Origin of the sequence: Polyangium sp. 6x1 (assembly GCF_029946515.1) — a bacterium.
Lineage (GTDB): Bacteria > Myxococcota_A > Polyangia > Polyangiales > Polyangiaceae > Polyangium.
Genome location: NZ_JARZHH010000027.1, coordinates 26928 through 45749, shown reverse-complemented (window position 1 = coordinate 45749; position 18822 = coordinate 26928). Strand labels below are relative to the sequence as shown.

17 protein-coding genes are annotated in these 18822 nt (G+C 69.3%); 14 read left to right on the top strand and 3 right to left on the bottom strand.

The window, feature by feature from the left end; translation table 11 throughout:
- Positions 1–3 precede the first annotated feature (3 nt).
- The 4 genes from QHF85_RS24505 (at position 4) to QHF85_RS24490 (ending at position 4288) form a co-directional block, all read left to right on the top strand.
- Complete coding sequence (locus QHF85_RS24505) at positions 4–261, top strand: hypothetical protein (protein WP_281329716.1); 258 nt, start codon at positions 4–6, stop codon at positions 259–261.
- Complete coding sequence (locus QHF85_RS24500; protein ID WP_281329715.1) at positions 258–929, top strand: tetratricopeptide repeat protein; 672 nt, start codon at positions 258–260, stop codon at positions 927–929. Before QHF85_RS24505 ends, QHF85_RS24500 begins: the two co-directional genes overlap by 4 nt.
- Complete coding sequence (locus tag QHF85_RS24495; RefSeq protein WP_281329714.1) at positions 926–2716, top strand: hypothetical protein; 1791 nt, start codon at positions 926–928, stop codon at positions 2714–2716. The genes QHF85_RS24500 and QHF85_RS24495 overlap by 4 nt, the downstream gene beginning before the upstream one ends.
- 171 nt (positions 2717–2887) lie before the next feature.
- Positions 2888–4288, top strand: coding sequence for a hypothetical protein (locus QHF85_RS24490; RefSeq protein ID WP_281329713.1), 1401 nt, complete (start codon positions 2888–2890; stop codon positions 4286–4288).
- A 78-nt stretch (positions 4289–4366) separates the two neighbouring features.
- Here QHF85_RS24490 and QHF85_RS24485 read toward each other — a convergent pair whose 3' ends face one another.
- On the bottom strand, positions 4367–4978 hold the full coding sequence (locus tag QHF85_RS24485; RefSeq protein ID WP_281329712.1) for a hypothetical protein: 612 nt from the start codon (positions 4976–4978) through the stop codon (positions 4367–4369).
- Positions 4979–5204: 226 nt separating this feature from the next.
- On the opposite strand from QHF85_RS24485, the gene QHF85_RS24480 reads away from it, so the two are divergent.
- The gene (locus QHF85_RS24480) at positions 5205–5759 is read left to right on the top strand and encodes a histidine phosphatase family protein (RefSeq protein ID WP_281329711.1); all 555 of its coding nucleotides are present in this window, start codon (positions 5205–5207) and stop codon (positions 5757–5759) included.
- A 49-nt stretch (positions 5760–5808) separates the two neighbouring features.
- Here the strand turns inward: QHF85_RS24480 and QHF85_RS24475 are convergent, their stop codons facing one another.
- Entirely contained in the window at positions 5809–6822 is a 1014-nt protein-coding gene (locus tag QHF85_RS24475) for an AAA family ATPase (RefSeq protein WP_281329710.1), read from the bottom strand.
- 95 nt (positions 6823–6917) lie between these two features.
- Between QHF85_RS24475 and QHF85_RS24470 the strand changes: the two genes are divergently transcribed.
- From QHF85_RS24470 to QHF85_RS24430, 9 genes are all read left to right on the top strand, one after another.
- Positions 6918–8510 carry a flavohemoglobin expression-modulating QEGLA motif protein gene (locus tag QHF85_RS24470; protein WP_281329709.1) on the top strand — a complete coding sequence of 531 codons (1593 nt, stop codon included), beginning with the start codon at positions 6918–6920 and terminating at the stop codon, positions 8508–8510.
- A gap of 79 nt (positions 8511–8589) precedes the next feature.
- Complete coding sequence (locus tag QHF85_RS24465) at positions 8590–9306, top strand: hypothetical protein (RefSeq protein ID WP_281329708.1); 717 nt, start codon at positions 8590–8592, stop codon at positions 9304–9306.
- Positions 9307–9576: 270 nt separating this feature from the next.
- Positions 9577–10221, top strand: coding sequence for a hypothetical protein (locus tag QHF85_RS24460; RefSeq protein WP_281329707.1), 645 nt, complete (start codon positions 9577–9579; stop codon positions 10219–10221).
- 319 nt (positions 10222–10540) lie between these two features.
- On the top strand, positions 10541–11386 hold the full coding sequence (locus QHF85_RS24455) for a hypothetical protein (protein ID WP_281329706.1): 846 nt from the start codon (positions 10541–10543) through the stop codon (positions 11384–11386).
- Between the two features lie 212 nt (positions 11387–11598).
- A complete protein-coding gene (locus QHF85_RS24450; RefSeq protein ID WP_281329705.1) occupies positions 11599–13146 on the top strand; it encodes a serine/threonine-protein kinase in 1548 nt (515 codons plus the stop codon).
- Positions 13143–14006, top strand: a complete 864-nt coding sequence (locus tag QHF85_RS24445) for a hypothetical protein (protein WP_281329704.1) — start codon at positions 13143–13145, stop codon at positions 14004–14006. The genes QHF85_RS24450 and QHF85_RS24445 overlap by 4 nt, the downstream gene beginning before the upstream one ends.
- Positions 14007–14778: 772 nt before the next feature.
- Positions 14779–15756 (top strand): RNA polymerase sigma factor, encoded by a 978-nt coding sequence (locus tag QHF85_RS24440; RefSeq protein ID WP_281329703.1) that lies wholly within the window; start codon positions 14779–14781, stop codon positions 15754–15756.
- Positions 15757–15994: 238 nt separating this feature from the next.
- On the top strand, positions 15995–17041 hold the full coding sequence (locus QHF85_RS24435) for a hypothetical protein (RefSeq protein ID WP_281329702.1): 1047 nt from the start codon (positions 15995–15997) through the stop codon (positions 17039–17041).
- A gap of 236 nt (positions 17042–17277) precedes the next feature.
- Entirely contained in the window at positions 17278–18213 is a 936-nt protein-coding gene (locus QHF85_RS24430; protein ID WP_281329701.1) for a hypothetical protein, read from the top strand.
- Here QHF85_RS24430 and QHF85_RS24425 read toward each other — a convergent pair whose 3' ends face one another.
- Positions 18214–18420, bottom strand: coding sequence for a hypothetical protein (locus QHF85_RS24425; RefSeq protein ID WP_281329700.1), 207 nt, complete (start codon positions 18418–18420; stop codon positions 18214–18216).
- Positions 18421–18822 lie beyond the last annotated feature (402 nt).

Below are 18822 nucleotides of genomic sequence, written 5' to 3'. Positions count from 1 at the left end.
GCCATGCCGACGCTCGTGCGATTTCGATTCAACAAGGTGACGGGGGAGGTCGAGGAGTTTCTGGTGGACGATCAGGATCGCCACCTGCCCGAGGCCGAGCACGATCGTATCGCCGCCGAGGTGGGGCGGTTCGTCGCGGCTTTTCCGCGGCTGCGGGAGGTGGGGCCCGAGGGCGGCGCGCTTTTGCGTGAAGCCGGGGGCGCGCGCGAGGAGGCTGCCGAGGAGGCGGAAGGCGGGCCGCTCGTGCCGGAGGTCGAATGACGTCGCCGCGGGAGCACTGGGCGTCGGCCGGGCGGTGCTGGCTGTCGATGGGGGACGAGGACGAGGCGCTCCGCTGCTTCGAGGCGGCCGAGGCGTGGGGGAGCCTCGGCGTTTTGCACGAGCGAAAGGGGCGGTTTTTCGAGGCCGCGAAGGCCTACGAGCGCGCCGAGCAATGGGCGGACGCCGCGCGGTGTTTTCACGCGGCCGGGAAATGGGAGCCGGCCGGGCGTTGCCTCGCGAGGGCGGAGCTGCCCATGCGGCGGGCCTGGACGCTGGTGCACGAGATGGGGCTCGCCGCCGAGGCGGAGAAGGTGATCGACGCGGCGCCGATGCGCGACGTTGCGGAGACGGTGTCGATGACGCTCGTGCGCGCGCGTTGCGACGTGGCGCGCGGGGATCACGCGGCGGCGGCGAAGAAGCTGCGGGAGGTGTTTCCAGACCTCGCGCGGGTGTCGCCTGCGTCGGGATATCGGTGCGTCACGGAATGGGCGGTGCTGATCGGGGAATCGATGCGGCGGCCGGATCTGTCCGCGCTGGCGCTGGCCGCCGGGCCGCGAGGTGTCGAGGCGGACGAGCTCTGGGAGCGCTGGTCTTCGCGGGTGTTCGGGGAGGTGGCGCCGCCGCCGTTTTCGCTGCACGCGCCGGAGGAGGAGGCGGACGCCGGATGAGCGAGGACAAACCGGCGACGTTCTGGCAGCGGCTCTTTGGGCGCACAGGCGACGTGGCGCGATCGGATGAGGCGTCGGCGAAGGAGAATCCGCCGCCGCCGCCTCCTCCTCCGCCCAAACCGCCGTCTCCGCCGCCAATTTCGCCGCCGGCTGCGATGGCACCTCCGCAAGCCGAGGCCGTGGCGGAGTTTTCCCAGGCGCCGGCAGGGCAGGCCATGGCGCTCCTCGGGGCGAACCTCTGCGGGGCCATGTTTCCCGGCGCGGGCGAGGCCCTCGCATTTCTCGGGGCGCTCGGCGGGGCGAGGCTCGCGGCGCGCGTGGTTTGTCGGAGAGGTCCACAAGAAAAAATATGGGTCGAGGCGGCCGCGGCGCCCGAGAAGGCGGCGATGCTCGCGCGTCTGGCCGGAGGTCGCGCATTCACGGGCCTCGTCGCGGGCGCAGGAGAGGAGCCGACCCTGGACGCGCCGCGCGCGTGGGTCGCCATGCTGCCGGACGGAAAACCCATGCCGCCGCGGATCCTTTTGCCAGAGCGGCCCTCACGCACGGTGCTGGTGACGGGGCGCGACGTGGAGCGGCTCGAGCGGACGTCGTGGAGCGCGGTGCCCCTCGCGGCGCTGCTCGAATCGACGTCGCTGCGCGCCGAGCGCGCGCGGGCGCGGAGCGAGGTCGTGGCCGTGGTGCCGCCGGAGCTCGCGCGCTGGGTCGTGGGGCGTTGTCTCGCGCTCGGGCTCGTGGTCGCGCTCGCGCCGGCCGAGCGGCGCGCGCTCGCCGAGGAAGGGGAGGGCGCGGGCGTCGTGTGGATGCGCGTGCACGCGCCGAAAGGCGTGGTGCCGGCGTCGTGGATCGCGCGGCTCGGGGATCTACCGGGCGTGATGGTCGCGTATGCGGCGGGCGGGGACGCGCGGCTCTTCGTGGATGCGCGGTGCGACGCGCCGGCGTGGGCGCCGTTTTTTGCGTCGTTTCTGGGGCGGGACGAGGTCTGGGTGCTCGGCGCGGTGGATACAGGGCACGCGCGCCTGCGTCTGCTCGGCGAAATGGTCGCCGGCGCATCCCTCGTGACCTTGCCGGATCGAGCGGCGGCGCCGATCGAGATGGGAAAAGCGGCGGCGCGGCTGCCGGAGCCGATCCAGGTGGAGCTCGTGCAGGGCGGGCGCGCGAGCCGGATCGACGGGGTCTTGCTCGACACCGACGAGCTCGCCTGGGCGCGGCAATGGCTTTTGCGGCTGCCCGCCGGGGATTCGGTGTATCTCGCGTTCGGAGGCGATCGGCACCTGCTGCTCGCGGCGGACGAGACCGTGTCGCGCGTGCCGTTCGGCGTGGCGCTCGCGCGGATCGGGCCGGGGGCCATTTACATCGAGCAGGGGCTCGGGTTTTTCCCGGCCATGCCGCCCGAGGCGCGGCGCCGGGCCCTCGGGCCGAAGGAGGGCGAGCTCGTGGTCGTCACGCGCGGCGGATCGTTCGTGTTCGCGATCGATTCGCTCTCGCCGGCCTGGGCGGCGTGGATCGCGGAGCCGCCCGCCATGCACGCCGAACCGTTTGGCGAAACAACCAAAAAGCTCGCGGAGATCGAGCAGCGCGCGCGCGCGGACGCGGAGCGCGCGGCGGCCCGGAAGCTGCCCATCGACTTCGGCGTGCAGGACGGCGAGGGCGACGCGGCCCGGCTGCGCGAGCAGGCCGCGCGCGCGCTCGCCACGGGGAGCCTCGCCCGCGCGGCGCAGCTCTACGAACGAATCGGTGATCTGCGCGCGGCCGCGATGCTCTACGAGCGCGCCGCGCGCGGCGAATGAATCGACAGAATCGGCTCGACCCCGACGCGAAGGACGTTCGCCCCGGGCATGCGTGTGTTTCGAGAGCCTTCTCGCGTGCTCCTCCCCGCTGACCGTTGTAGTCTGGGTTACGAACTCGGGTGCCGAAGGCGTGAAGCATGCGCGTTCGGCGGTTCAACGTAGGGAGGATGCATGCAACGACGACGGATGGCGGGCGTGGCGCTCGGCGTGGGGCTTCTGCTCAGTCTCGGGGCTTGTAGCAAGAACGATGAATCCCGGGTCGAGAGTTCGACGGGGCCTTCGGCCTCGGGTCCTGCGATGTGGTCGAACGCGCTCGGCGCCGACGGCAGGCAGGCAGGATGGTTCATCGGCGCGTCCAAGTCGGGCGAGCTCGTCCTGGTCGGTACGATGGAAGGCGCCGTGAAATTCGGCGACGCAGGGGATCTGCAAGCCAAGACGAAAAGCGACATCTTCGTCGCGTGGCTCGCGCCGGACGGGAAGATCAAGCGCGCGCGCCGCTTCGGCGAATCGGGCCGCCACGTGCCCGTCGGGATGGCCGTCGACGCGCAGGGCGGCGTCGTGATCTCGGGCCTCGCCGACGGGAACATCGATTTCGGCGGCGGGCCGCTGCCAGACCTCGGCGGCGGCGATGCCTTCGTGGCCTCGCTCGGTCCGAACGGCGAGCTCCGTTATGCGCTGCGCGTCGGCGACGCGACGATGCAAAACGGCGGCGAGGTCGCGCTCGCGGCCGACGGGAGCGTGTACTGGGCCGGGTCGTTCGACGGGACGATCGATATCGGCGGACAAACCCTGACGAGCGCCGGAAACACGGACGTGTTCGTCGCGCGGATCGATCCGTCGGGCAAGGTGAGCTGGGCGAAATCGCTCGGCGGGGCGGGGACCGAGTCGGACGGTTCGCTCGCGATCGACGCGAGTGGCCAGCTCATCGTGTCCGGTTATTACGAGGGCGCGCCGGACCTGGGCGCAGGCGCGCTGCCGGACACCGGCGCGACGGACGGCGAAATGGTCGTCGCCCTCGATTCGTCGGGCAAGGTGCAATGGTCGAAGGGCGCGCCGAACAGCAGCGGCTTCTTCGGGTTCGGCATGCAGGCGGGCGAGAACGGGACGTTCCTCGTCGGCACCGTGGCGGGGTCGATCGATTTCCTCGGCAAGACGCTCGCCCCGCAAGGCGGCACGGGCGAGGGGCTCGCGGTCGTGCAAATCGACGGCGCGGGCAAGGTGCTGCGCGCGGACGTGTTCCCGGTGGAGCGGCTCGGGCAGGTCTTCGCGACGCCGGTGAAGGGCGGCGGGCTCGTCCTGGGCGGCCATTTCCAGGGCACGGTCGATCTCGGCGGGCAGAAGCTCACGAGCCAGGGCGAAGAAGACCTGTTCGTGGCCTGGATGAGCCCGCAAGGACGCATCGAGCGTCGTGAGCGGCTCGGCGGCAAGGAGCACGAGCGGCTCGGCGACATCGCGATGACGCCCGACGGGCACGTCGTGATCACCGGCATGTTCGAGGGGACGATGAACCTCGGCGCCGGCGACCTGAAGAGCGGCAAGGGGCCGGACGCGTTCGTCGCGTTCCTGCGGTAAGGACCAACGGAGCGCGTCGGGCTCGCTTTGGGCAGGGCGGGCCCGGCGCGCTCGCTTTTCTTCCCTTCGTTCGCTTCGTTATCGCGTGGGCTTGAGGTGGAATGCGCCGCAGCCCGGGAACGTGATTTTTCCCGCGAAGAGAGAGCCGTCGGTGGCGATCTCGCCCTCCATGCTGACCATGACGTAGTCCTCGGGCTGCACGATCCAGCGGCTCGGATCGAAGTGCACGTGGCGGGTCTCGGGCTCGTACGTGCCGGAGATCAGGTACGATCCAGCCGCTCCCGACGGGGCGTGGTGGAAGTCGAAGACCGCACGGACGACGCGGCCACGGACGTCGACGATGCGGAGCGCGAGGCCGGTGTTCCCCTGCACGCAGTCGTAATCGCCGACCCAGGTGCGCATGCGCTGGAAGGGGTTTTCCGCGGGGAGCTCGCTCGGGATCCAGCCCTCGTCCTGGGCGACGATCGCAGGCGCCGGGGCGCCCTCCGGCTGGTTGACGATGATGTAGATGTTCGTGGGCTCAGGCGCGGCGAACTCCGCCGGATCGGGAGGCAGCGGCGCCGGGGAGCGGACGTAATGCGGTCCGCCTCCACACCCGAGGGCGGACAACGCCCCGACGAGGAGCGCCAGCGCTCCAGAGGCGGCACCAAACCACTTCGCGAACCTTCCCTCGGACGAGCTCAAGAACATCGTCTCCTCCCCGGCTCGAGTGCCTTCGTGACCCGCGGCGGCCGGCCGCACGGGGAGAATAGCGCGTTTTGCCGGAAAGCACGTGCATTTCGCGCGATTCATGGAAAGCGCGTCGCTCCGGACATGATCCCGCTCCCTCCGCCGGAGCCCCTGACGGCATCTCCCGAACCTCCTTCAGTCAACGAGGAAGGTGCAGAAGCGCGCGGCGCGCGGTAGATCACAAACCATGGATCTCCTCCTATTCCGCCACGGCGAGGCCGTGGAGAACGCTCCCGGGCTTGGTGACGCAGGCAGGTGGCTCACGGCAAAAGGCCGAAGGGTGACGCGAAAGGTCGCGCGCTGGCTCGACGAACGATCGTCGCGCAGGCCCACCGCGATCTGGACCTCGAGCCTGGTGCGCTCGGTGCAAACAGCGGAGATCCTCGCGGCGGAGCTCGGGCTGGAAGAGGAGATCCTCGTGCGGCCCGAGCTCGCGCCGAGCGGGGATCTCGGCGATCTCGTGCGTCTCATCGAAGCCCACCGAGGCCGCGGGCCGCTCGCGCTCGTGGGACACGAGCCAGGTTTGTCGATGCTCGCCCGCAACCTGCTCGGCGACGTGGCGTGGCCCGGGATCAAGAAGAGCGGGGTCGCCGCGCTCCGGCTCACGCCGGCCGATGGGGAAGACGGGCGCCGCGAGGCGAGCTTCCGCTTCCTGCTCCTGCCGAAGGGGCTCGAGGTCGTGCGCTCGCTCGACGTGAGCTCGATGCAACAAGAAGCGCCGCCGCAGCAGGCGTCGGCCTGAGCGATTCCCTCACCCCGGGCCCCTCTCCCTCGCGGGAGAGGGGAGCCTGTTAGCGCAGGCTCCTCGCCGCCGCTTCGAGGACGTCGACGTCGCGCACGCCGTCGGCCTCGGCGCGGTAGGAGAGGACGATGCGGTGGCGGAGCGCGGGCACGAGCATGGCGCGCACGTCGTCGACGTCGGCGGCGGCCTCGCCGCGCAGGGCCGCGCGGGCCTTGGCGGCGAGGACGAGGGCCTGGCTGCCGCGCGGTCCAGCGCCGTAACGCACGTACTCCTTGACCTCGCGGGCGACCTTGCCCGCCGTGGGGCGCGTGGCCCGGCACAGCGAGACGGCCAGGGAGACGGCCTCGTCCGTGACCGGGATACGCGGCACGAGCTTGCCGATCGCGCGCACGTCGGCGGCGTGGAGGACAGGCTCGATCTGCGGGGCCTTGCCGCTCGTGGTGCGGCGCGCGACCTCGCGCTCCTCTTCCTCGCTCGGGTAGTCGACGTGGATTTCCAGGAGGAAGCGGTCGAGCTGAGCTTCCGGCAGGGGGTACGTCCCCTCCTGCTCGATCGGGTTGCGGGTCGCGAAGACCTGGAAGGGATCCGGGAGCGGGTGCGTCGTGCCGCCGACCGTGACCTTGCGCTCCTGCATCGCTTCGAGCAGCGCCGCCTGGGTCTTCGGGGGCGTGCGGTTGATCTCGTCGGCCAGGATCAGGTTGTGGAAGATCGGGCCGGGCATGAAGCGCAGCGTGCGGCTGCCGTGTTGCTCGTGGAGGACGTCGGTGCCGGTGATGTCGGCCGGCAAGAGGTCCGGCGTGAACTGGACGCGGCCGAACGAGAGATCCAGGGCGCGGGCCAGCGAGGCCACGAGCAAGGTCTTGGCCAGGCCCGGGACGCCGACGAGCAGGGCATGCCCCCGCGCGGCCAGGGTGACGAGCATGGATTCGACGACCGCGTCCTGGCCGACGACGGCCTGGGCCACGGCGGTGCGGAGGCGCTTGGCAGCGGCCTCGGTCTTTTCCAGCAGCTCGGCGTCGGAGAGCTCGGCCTCACCGGTGTCGGTCGTCGTATCGGTGGACATGGGGGCCTGGCCTCGTACCGCGAGCGTCGTGCCCGAGCAAGGACTCCGGAACTTCCCATGATCCGTCCGGGCCCAACTGTGTGACAATCATCGTGATGCCCCCGAAGCAGGAGCCTCGCGAAAAAGAGCCGCGGGAGGTCGCCGCGTTCGCCGTGCCGCCGCCGCCCCTCGTCCCCGCGGAGGCGGACGAAGGCCGGGAAGCCCGAGAGTCGGCCAAGGACGCGGCCGAGGAGCCCTCGAAAGAGCGGGAGCGTCCGCCGGAACGCCCGTCGAGTCCGGGAAAACGGAACGGGAACGGGAACGGAAACGGCTCGGCGAAAGGGCAGGCCGCGGAGCACGCCGCGACGGCGCCGCTCGAGTCGCTGAGCCTGCGCGACGATCCGATCCCGTCGGTGCCGCCGCCGCCCGCGGCGGGGCCCTGGCGGTCGTACAAGGAGATCCTGGCGAAGCTCTCGCAGCGCGTGCTGGAGGCGCAGCGGCCGATCCGGATCCTGCAGGCGCTGCGCTGGGAGTCGGCGGTGGAGGAGCAGTTCCTCCGCGGCAAGCAGCGTGATCTGCCGAAGGTGACGTACGCCTCGGATCTCGGCTTCGACGCGGACGCGAAGATCGCCGAGCTCGAGGAGATCCTGCGCGACGCGGAGCGCGAGCTCGGCAAGAACGATCGTCTCGGGCACATCCTCCGGCAAACGGCGGCGGAGTACCGCGACGTCGTGCGGATGCTCAAGGCGCGCGGCAAGCGCGATTTCTACAAGCTGTCGCGGGTGCTCTACGGGTCGCCGAAGGACAAGCTGCCCGACGGTCAGACGAGCGTGCGCGACATGGGGATCGTGCTCTACGACGTGCTCACGGCGATCGGAGGCGAGAGGCTCGGTCCGCCGGAGCGGCGCGAGATCACGGCCGAGATGGCGGCGATGGAGCTGAACGCGCGGTTCGACCGGTTCTTCGGGAGCGCGGCGATCCGGGTGCAGGTGGACGACTCGATCCTCGCGGACGCGGCGGCGGGCAGCGACTACGTGAAGATCCGGAGCGGGGCGACGTTCTCGACGCGGGACATCGACATCCTCGAGGCGCACGAGGGCTGGGTGCACGTGGCGACGAACCTGAACGGGCAGGCGCAGCCCGTGGCGCGCTGGCTCGGCAAGGGGCCGCCGCGCACGACGGCGGTGCAGGAGGGGCTCGCGGCGCTGGTCGAGATCTTCACGTTCCGGTCGTCGCCGCGGCGCGCGAAGAAGCTGAACGATCGGATCCTCGCGGTGGACAAGGCCGAGGACGGCGCGAGCTTCCTCGATGTGTTCGAGTGGTACCGGACCGAGGGCTACGAGGAAGACGAGTGCTTCCAGAACGCGCGCAGGGTCTTCCGCGGCGGTCTGCTCGAAGGCGGCGGGCCGTTCACGAAGGACGCCTGTTATTGCAAGGGGATCGTCCTCAACTACGCGTTCATGCGCGCCGCGATCCAGCAGGACAAGGCCGCGCTGATCCCGTTCTTGTTCGTGGGCAAAGTGGCGCACGAGGACGTGCCCGTGCTCTACGCGCACGTCACCGATGGAATCGTGAAGCCGCCGCCGTACCTGCCGCCGCTCTTCGACGACATGAACGGGCTCGCGATCTGGATGTGTTACTCGTCCTTCTTCTCACGGCTCGGGGCCACGGCGATCGCCGAGCACTACAGCAAGGTGATGGCGCTGTAACAGCAGCACACCGCATGAAGCCGCGGCCCTGTCAAGAATAAAAGGACAGGATATGGGATCGCGGACGATCATGTGTGGAGTGAGCGTGGCGCTTCTTTGCGTCGCGCTCGTCGGGTGTGGCGAGGACCCCGGGACGGGCGGCTCGGCCGGGGGGAGCGCGTCGAGCACGGGCACGGGCGGCGCCGGCGGCAGCGGGGGCGACGGCGCCGGCGGTAGCGGGGGCGACGGCGGCGGCGGGATGGGCGGCGAAGGCGGCGCGCCCGTGGACAAGGCGAAGGATTGCGCCGCCACGTTCGGCGACGCGCTCACGAGCGCATTCGGGCGCGCCGACGGGACGGTGCTCGCCATCGTGAAGCCGACCGACACGCAATGCGCGATGCCGAACGACGATCACGTGGTCGTGCAGATGATCATGAACGGCCAGGCCTATCGGATGGTCGTGAACGTGGAATCGAGCTTCGGGGATCCGAACGTGCGGTACCTCGAGACGACGCACGCGATGCCCGGCCCGGTGTGGGAGGAGGGCTGGCATCCCGGACTCAACCTCGATTACGTGACCGACCTCGGGGTGCAGGGGGATGCATTCACGCCGTACGACATGCCCACTTTGTCGGACATGATCGCCGACGTGATCCCGCTCGGCGAGAAGATCAGCGTGTATGCCCACAGCTCCGGCGGGGCGAGCGCGCACAAGGTGCACCGGAACACCGCGGCCCAGGATGGAGTCATCGTGCTCGATCCGGAGGGCGCCGCGCCGAAGATGCTGCTCTTCCGGTTCTCGAATCAGGTATTTTGAGTTTCTCCCCGCGTTGCGCCGCGCGGCCCTGAAAACGGGTCCCGCGCGGCGCGCATGGGCCTCGGCACGGCCCGTAGGGGGCGCGCCCTTAGGACTTTTCCTACACCCCGCCGCACGTTCGGTGCGGTTCCATCGCCAGACCGCTCGACATACCGACGCCCCCGCCGAATGAAAGTGCTCGTGGTCGGACCGTCGCGGCAAGCGAGCACATCGCTGCTTTTCAGTCCGCGAGGGAAAGACCTCACCGAACAGGAACAGGGGGAGGTTCGTATGAAGAATTTGTCGAAGCTCGTTGCGTTGATGCTGTCGGCCTCGGCTGGTGTGTGGCTCACGGGTTGCGCGGCGGAGGTCGGGGACCTCAGCGAAGACACCGACGACGCGGTCGGCAATGTGCACAAAGGCTTCGGTGCGGAGAAGAGCCTCACGAAGGGGAGTCTGGGCGGCCAGACGGAGATCTCGACGATCTCGAAGGGCAAGGGGATGATCGGCCAGGGTAGCCAATTCGAGAGCGGCTCCCTCGGCAAGGGCGAGACGCAGGGCGCGGAGCGGGTGCTCGGCGGAAGCCAGGAAGGCCAGGTCGCGGCCGAGGATACGCAGCGCCTCGGCGGCGAGAGCCAGATCGAGGGGCAGATCGAGGGTCAGGTCGCGGATCAGGGCCTCGGCCATGAGGAGAGCGCGGGCCAGCTGGTGGAGGAAGGCGCTTCGTCGGAGTCGCAGGAAGCGCTTTCGAGCTGGGGCGGATGCGGCGCGGGCTTCATCGGCGGGTACCGTCCGTGGATCGGCGGGTACGGGTACGGCTGGCGCGGATACTACGGCGCGGGCTTCTACGGCGGCGGCTGCTATCGCCCGTGCGGTGGTTACATCGGCGGTTACGTCGGCGGCCTCGGCTGCGGCGGGGTCGGCGCGTTCTGGTGAGCGCTCCGCGTCGTACGGAGTAGCCTTGTGACGTGAAATTGCGGGCCTGAACGGCCTCCTCGGAGGGGGTCGTTCGGGTCTGTTTCCATTTTCACGCTCCACGATTTTCAGCCGAGCGATCCTCCTCCAAAGATGGGTTTTTCGAGCCCACGGGAAGGAAGATCGTGTCCGCGCACGTTCGGCCGCGCGGACCCGCTCGACGTTGGGCCGCCCCGGCCAAATGAATTCGATTGTGGTCGGACCCTCGCGGGAGAGCGCATCTCGCGCTCTCGTCAGGCGTGGGAAAGGCCGCAGCGAAGTGGAACAGGGGGAGGTTCGTATGAAGAACGTGTCGAAAGTCGTGGCGTTGATCCTGTCCGCGTCTGCGGGCATCTGGCTCACGGGTTGCGCCGCGGAGGTGGGGGATTTCGACGAGGATACGGACAGCGCGCTGGCCGACGTGCACAAGGGTGCCGGATTCACCAAGGGCAACGTCGGCGGCGCGTCGACGGGGACCTCGTTGGGCCAGGGCCAGGGGAGCCAGCTCGGCGAGAACCTGCCGTTCGGCGGGCAGATCCTGCGCGGCGCGCTCAGCGAGCGCATCGAGAAGGGAATGGAGAAGGGCCTCGGCAAGGGCTTCGAGCAGAACCTCGGCAAGGGCATCGGCAAGGGCATCGAGGGCGGGCTCGGCAAGGGCATCGGCAAGGGCCTCAGCAAGGGCGCCCCGATGACGGGGGAAGAGAAGGGCACGCAGGAACGGTCGCTCGGGCAGGCCGGAGAGAGCGGCGGCCAGGTGTCGAACGAGGCGCGGACCGCAGAGAGCGGCGGCCAGGTCTCGAACGAGGCGCGGATCGAAGAGAGCGGCGGCCAGGTGGCTGGCGAAGAGGGCCAGGTCGAGGGCCAGTCGGCCACGAGTGAGGATGTCGCCGGCCAGGCCGGCGAATCGACGGGGGAAGCGCAGGAAGAGCTCTCGACGCAGTACTGGCGCGGCCGTCGCCACGGCTGGTACGGCGGGTATGGCGGGTACTACCCGTACAACTACTACCGCCCGTATCGCCCGTACTACGGTGGCTACTACCCGTACGGCGGCTACTACCCGTACGGCGGCTACTACGGCGGCTACCCGTACGGCGGCTACTACGGCGGCTACCCGTACTACCGGCGCCACCACCGTTACTACTGGTGATCGGCCGAATGGCTTCGACGCAATGACTTCGTGACGTGAACGTTCGGGCCCGGTCGATCTCCTCGGAGGCCGACCGGGCCCGTTTGCTTTCCGGTGTCGCCTCGCGGGCCCCTTTCCGTCCTTGGTCCGCGTCCGCCGCCGTCTCCGGCTCCGCCCTGCCTTCCTTCCTTTCCCCTTCCGCTCCCGTCCGCCCCGGTGGCATCATCGTCCTCGTGAGGATCTGCCCCGCGTGCTCGCGCGAGTACCCCGATGCGCGCTCGCATTGTCAGGATGACGGGATCAAGCTCGTCAGCCTGGACAAGACGGCGGCGCTGCGCGCCGAGCAGCTCGTCGGGCAGCTCGTCGACGGGCGCTACCGCATCGAGCGCGTGCTCGGGCACGGCGGCATGGGCACGATCTACGCCTGCCGGCACGTCGTCGTCGGCAAGGCGTTCGCGATGAAGGTGCTGCGGCCGCCGCGCAGCGGGCAAAACGACGGCGTGCTCGCTCGGTTCATCCGCGAGGCGCAGACCGCGAACGCGCTGAAGAGCCGGCACATCATCGAGACGACGGACTTCGGCCAGCTCGAAGGCGGCCCGTTCTACGTGGTGATGGAGCTGCTCGAGGGCTTCGATCTCGCGCGGGCGATGCGCGAGTCGAGGCTCGGCCCGGCGCAGCTGCTGCACGTGTTCATCCAGATCGCCGACACGCTCGAGCTCGTGCACGCGCACGGGATCGTCCACCGCGATCTGAAGCCGGACAACGTGTTCCTCGTGCAGGAGAACGGCGATCCGCTGTTCGTGAAGCTGCTCGATTTCGGGATCGCGAAGGTCCTGCACAGCGGTTCGTCGGAGCTGACCGAGGAGGGGATGATCCTCGGCACACCGCACTACATGGCGCCCGAGCAGGCGCGCAGCGAGAGCGTGGACCACCGCGCGGACGTGTACTCGCTCGGCGTGATGATGTACCGCGCGTTCACAGGAAGGCTGCCGTTCACCGCGGAGTCGACGATCGGCGTGATCACGCGGCACGCGATGGAAGCGCCGGAGCCGCCGAGCCGGTTCTGCGCGATGGACGGGCTGCTCGAAGCGGTGATCCTGCGCTGCATGGCGAAGCGCCCGGACGAGCGGCCGCAGCGCATGGCCGAGGTGTCGCGGGATCTGCGCGCGATCGCGATGAAGTCGTCGGGCCAAGGCTGGCCCGTGCCGAACCAGGCGCACGCGCCTGCGCCTTACGCGACGGGGAACTTCGCGCGGATCTCGACGAACAACGTTCCGATGCCGATCCCGGCGGCGACGCCGAGCCAGGCGCCGCCGCCGATGATGGAGAGCGGCGCGACGCAGCGCGGGTTCGTCACGTCCGAGACCGGGATGCACAAGGCGCCGCCGAAGCGCAGCAGCCCCGCCGTGCTCGCGTCCCTCGTCGTCGCGGCGCTCGCGATGGGCGGGATCGGCGCGGTGCTCGCGTTCGCCGTGATGCGCGGAGGCAAGAGCACGCAAGAGAGCGCGAGCGCGTCGAGCGCAGCCGCGCCTGCCCCGAGCGCGAGCCCGAGCCCGCCGCCGCAGGCGCTCGCCGCGACGGCGCCGCCCGAGCCCACGACGGCGCCCGCGACCTCGGCCGCGCAGGCGCCGACATCCACGCCGACGTCCACGCCGACGACGACGCCCGCAGCCACACAGGCGCGCGGGGGGTCGCCGGGGACCGTTCGCACCGCAGCGCCGCCGCCCACGACCACCAGCAAAACGGGCCGCAGGTCGGAGATCCGGAGTCCCTTCGAATGAGCCGTCGCTCCCTGCCGCTCGTTGCGGCGTCGCTCCTCGGTTTGTCCTTCCTCGTCGCTGGCCCTTTGGCCTCGGCCCAGCCGAAGAAGGCCGCGCCCGTCGCGTCGGCGACGAAGAAGAAGCCGCCGAACAAGAACGACCCGAAGCTCGTCGAGGCCAAGCGCCTGTTCCAGCAGGGCGAGGAGCTCTACACGAAGGGCGACTACGAGAAGGCGATCGAGGTGTGGGAGATGTCCTACGAGCTCTCGCAGCGAGAGCTGATCCTCGAGAGCATCGCGAACGCGCACGAGCGGCTCGGGAACGCCGAGAAGGCGCGCGAGTACCTCGGTCGCTGGCGTGAAGCGGCGCCGCCGGAGGAGCACGCGGATCTCGACGCGCGTCTCGCGAAGCTCGACGAGCGGATCGCGAAGGACAAGGCCGCGAAGGAAGCGAAAGAGAAGGCCGAGAAGGACGCGAAGGACAAGGCCGAGAAGGACGCGAAGGACAAGCGCGAGGGCGGCAAGATCTTCATGCCCGGCGTGATCCTCGCAGCGGCGGGTGGGGCCGTGGCGCTCGGCGGCGGCGTGCTCGACATCCTGGCCGCGACGCGCAGGCCGGATGCGTCGTCCGTGTGTGGAATGACGGCGGACGGGCGGCAGCTTTGCCGTTCGTCGGCGCAGGACGACATCGAGACGTCGAACACGTTCGCGACGGTGGGCGACATCATGCTGATCGGCGGAGGCGTGGCCGCCGCGGTGGGCGTGGTGCTCGTGGTGACGCAGAGCGGCGGGAAGAAGGGCGCGGAGGAGAAGAAGGCGGCCGTGGTTGCGCCTTGGTTCTTGCCGGGCGGCGGCGGCGTCGTGGCGGGCGGGTCCTTCTAGCCGAGCGAGCGGGGCGAGGAGCTCGGCGGCGCGTACGGCCTCCCCGCGGCGAGGGCGAGGGGAGCGGTGCGTTTGTCAAGCCATTTTTCCGGGCGGAGGCGGACGCGCGGGAGGGAACGGGATGCAGGGGAAGCCGTCGCGGCAGCGGGCCCTGCGTCGCCCTTGGCCTCTTCGTTCTCGCGAGATGGGCGTGAGACTGGAAGGTTCGGCTTTCGATGTAACCCGTCAGCGACGGAAACGTGCACGGCGACAGGTCGATCGGGCAGGCGACAAGTCTCGATAGGGGGAAGGAGATGTGTCGATCGGGGATGGGTCGATGTCGAAGCAGAGAGGAGAGGGATCGGTCCGGGAAGGAGAGATGTCGATCGTCGGGGGGAGATGGCGCCTGTGCCGGGATTGCGCGTGTGATTGCGGGGAGGATGGGTATCGGTCGGGGGAGGGGTGCGTGGAGTCGCGGAGCCGGGAGGTGTCGGCCGGGGGATGGAGAGGGAGCGATCGGGGGAAGGAGCGCTCGGGGGCGCGGTGGGCGTGGTGTCGGGGGGCGGAGGAGATGCGTCGATTCTGGGAGGGGAGATCGCGGTGGTGGAAGGGCGATGCGTCTGTCGGATGCAGGCTCGGTCGCCGGACCCCGAATGCCGTGGCCCGACCTGCGAACGTGCTCCATCAGGGGCCGTATTCATGAGGACCCAGGGGGGGCCCAAAGCAGACGCCGCAGGGGTTCATGTTGGCGTGATTGCCGCCGCAGACGCCACAGAAGTGCGTCCGGTGAAAATTGTCTGTCACCTCTTCGGCCCAGCGGCCAATACTAGACATGGGCAACAGATCGAAGGGCAAGCCTGGGGACGGTCCCGGGTTTCTCGCCCGGCTCGTCGAGCTGCGCGCCGACGTCGAGCGCTTCCTCACGGGCGAGAGCCACAAGCGCGCCAACGGCAACGACGGCGTGGAGGACAAGTCGCAGGACGTCTTTGCTACGGCTGTCGAGAGCCGGGAGACCTACGATCCCAAGGCCGGCGATCTCCGGGGCTGGACGCTCGGGATCGCTGCGAACGTTTCCCGTGACCGTGACCGCGCCAAACGACGCTACGACGCGCGTTTTTCGCCGGAGGACGGCGAGGCCGAGTCCGCGCCCGCCCAGGCCGCCTCACCCGAGCGCATCGCGCACTGGCGCGACGTCCAGCGCAAGATCGCGGTGGCTATGGAGCAGTTGCCTCCCGAGTTCTTCGAGGTGCTTCTGCGTGTAGGCATCGAAGGGAGGTCGCACCAGGAGGTCGCCGCGGAGCTCGGGATCTCGGAAGCCTTGGCGAAAAAGCGGCTCGAGCGTGCCCGGACCTTTCTCCTCGAAAAAAGCGGTCTCTCCCGCGATGACTTGCGCAGCTTCATGCCCTTTCTGTGGCTGGTCGGGGAAGACCACGCTTCCCGCCTCGAACGGCTCCGCAAGCTCTTCGGCTACGTCCACCCAACAGGAAACGCGCTCGGCGTGATCATCGGTCTGCTGCTGCTCACGCCGGGGCCCGAGCTGCCCGTAGCGCGCACCGGGCTCCGGTATCGCATACCGATCGTGGCCGCGGCGGTGCAGGAGGCTCCTCAGCCCCCGCCGCTGGCAGTTCCCCCTGAAACCGTGCCCGGCTCGGCCGTCAAGCCGGCGAAAGCCCCATCGATCGGGCGTGCTGCACGTAGGCCGACCGTGCCCCAGCCTCCGGTCGTGGTGGACCTCTCGGGCATGTCGTTCCTTCCGAAGGGCAACCGGTAGCAACCCTCGCGGCAGTTTGTCCCGTCCATCTTGACGGGTTTGTCCCGGATCGGATACGCTCGCCCGCATGGTGCGGTCCGGTATCGTCATTGCCGCCATTCTCACGTTCGGGGCGTCTGCGCTCGCAGAGGACGCGCCCCGGCCCGCGGTCGACGATGCCGTGCAGGCGGCACGATTTGCAGCACTCGTCGCAAAGGCGGATCGAGAGCGCGCAGCGGGGAGGCTGCCCGAAGCCGCGATGGCGTATGCCGAAGCCTTCAAGATCAAGGAAGACCCCCTCGTAGGCGGGCGCCTCGGGGCTCTGCTCGTCGAGCTGCGCAACCCCATCCAGGCCGCGGATCTGCTGCTCGACGCGATCGAGCGTGGACAGGATGTTTCATCGGACGAACGACACACCTGGCTCTCGGCGTATGACGTCGCGCGCTCGCAGGTTTGCCGCGTCGAGGTGACCGTATCCGAGCCGCATTCGCGCGTCACGCTGGACGGTTTGCCCAAGAATCGGGAGGGCCATACCGGGTTCATTCTTTTCGTCCCGCCCGGCGAGCACGAGCTGCGGGCAGCACTCAATGGATTCGAGGACGCGGTCATCGATTTCACGGCGATCAAGGGGGGGACGTTGCGGTACACGCTGGCTCTGCGTCCGCTCCCCTCGTTCGCGCCCATCGATCCGCCGGAGCGGCTTCTCCGGCGGCGTCAGTTTGATCCGGCGACGAGCGTCGAGGAGCCGCCCGACGACGAGCCGCCGAAGCAAGAGCCGATCCGCGGTGGTGTCATCGGTGACGAGAAGAAGAGTGGGCTCCGTGGCTCGATCAACGCGGGCCCCGTCGTCATATTCGGGGTGGCAACGTGGGCGCCTGCGGTGGGGGCGGTGGTCGGCGGAAGCTTGCAAGTGCATGAGCACGTGTCGCTCGGACTGGAAGGGCGCGCGGCGTGGCTGACATCGGGGATCGGGGGGGAACCGATCACCGCGATGACCGCAGGAGGACTCGTAAGTGCCTGCGGACATTACCGGTGGTTCTTCGGCTGCGCGCTTGGGCACCTCGGCGTGATCAAGGTGGAAACCTCGGGCGCGAGCTACAAGTCAGCAAGTGTCGTGGGGGTGAAGCCAGGTGGAGGTGGGCGCCTGGGCGCCAGGTTCAGCGTCACCGAGTCGCTCACGATCCACACCGCTGCAGATGTTCTTGGTCTTTCGAGTGGGGTCAAGGTTGCTGTCAATGGGACAGTTTTAGCCGCTCAACCGCCTGTCATGATGGGCGTGGAGGTCGGGGCGGGATGGAGTTTTTAACCATGCGAATCGCAATCGGTTTTGCAGCGACGAGCCTCCTCGCCACGTTGTTTGCATGCACAGGCGCGGATACGGTCTTTGTGACTGAATGCGAACCCGGAAACCTCTTCCCCAGTGAACGATGCAAAGCACTGCTGGCGGACGCAGGCGCCGATGCGAACGCGGGCGATGCCGACACTCTGAACCCTGGCCCCACGCCGCAGGCCGGAAACACCTGCACGCAAGCTTGCGTCCCCGTGCCGAGCGGCGGCGCTGGCTACTGGAGCGAAGTTCCGGTTTCGGTCCGGTTCGACAAGCCGGAGGCGCTCCCGAAGTTCTGCCCGAGCAGCGTGCCGAACGAGAAGTTTCGCCTCTTCGACGAGCTCGTCGCGCCCCCGGCCGAGTGCGAGGCGTGCGCGTGCGAGCCCTCGGAAGGGACGTGCGAAGGCGGGCCGCCGCAGGCGATCGAGATCCGCGCCGGGACGTGTGCAGAAAGCGCGGCCATGTCGCTACCGTTCAGCGGGCCCGCGGGATGGGACGGAGCCTGCACGAGCACGAACGCGCTTCCGGCCGGTGCGTCGTGCGGCGGTGAGCCCTGTGCGCAGTCCGTGCGGTCCTCGCCGCTCCCGGGTCCGACGAGTGAGTCCTGCGCACCGAAGAGCGCTGCGCCTTCGTTCACCACGAAGACGGAGTGGAAGCTCGGCGCACTCGCGTGCATGGCGAACACGAACGACGACACGTGCGGCGAGAGCGCGACCAAGCGGTACTGCGTGGCCGATCCCGGCCCCGAGTTTCTCTACTGCGTGCACGGCCAGGGCGTGCTGGAGCCGTGTCCTGACAACTACAACCACGAACGCCACGAGATGTACCCCGAGGAGCCGATCGACGATCGCGGCTGCGAGGCGTGCGAGTGCGGGGCGCCGATGGGGAGCGCGTGCATGGGCTCGCTTCGGCTCTACGACGATGCGGTGTGTTCGTCGCAGTTCGAGCAACTCGGCATCTCGTCGTTCGGCGAGAAGTGCACCGACATGCAGCCGCCGGGCCGCGCGATCGGAGCCAAGGCGGTCACGGGCGTGACGTACGTTCACGGCACGTGCTCGAGCTCCGGCGGAGCGCCGAAGGGATCGGCGTCGCCGAACAAGCTCAGCGCGATCACCTTCTGCTGCCGCAGGTCGAACTGGATCGTCGAGTAACTACGCCTGTCCGACCGTGAGGGCGAGCCCGGTGGCGTCGCGTTTGGCCAGCACCTCGGCAAGATTCCACGTCCGGATCGGAACGTCGCGCGGACCGAGCATGTAGAAGACCGCGACGGTGCCAGCGAGTTGGTAGGCGACGAGGTCCACGCCTGGGAAGACGGTCCACATCAGGCGCAGCGAGGCGGTGTCGAGGCGAGATTCCACGCCCGCGAAGGTAGCGCATCGGGTTTGTCCTGGGAAGGTTCTGTCAGCAGTCCGTCGAGGATCGACGAGCCTGCGCTGTGGGTCGACGTGGCCCGCCACCCCTCCAGAAAAATCTCGCGTTCGCTGTCACCGTGATCGGCGTGCGGCCAATATCTATCTGAGGGGTGATGTAACCCCGACGCTCGCAGCGAGCCCGCACGCATTTGGGTGCATGCGTGTTCGCTGGGGGCGTCCGGGCATAACGACCCCCAGCCTCACCCTTCCCGGGCCGGTTCGACGCCGGACTGCTCGCGCGCCAGGTCAGAAAAGGCACCGTGACCCGGCCCGGGAGGGGGAGGTTTTTCGTTGGCTCGTCGCTCGGGGACGGGGCGCGGGCGCGCACCTGACTGCGTCATGGTAATG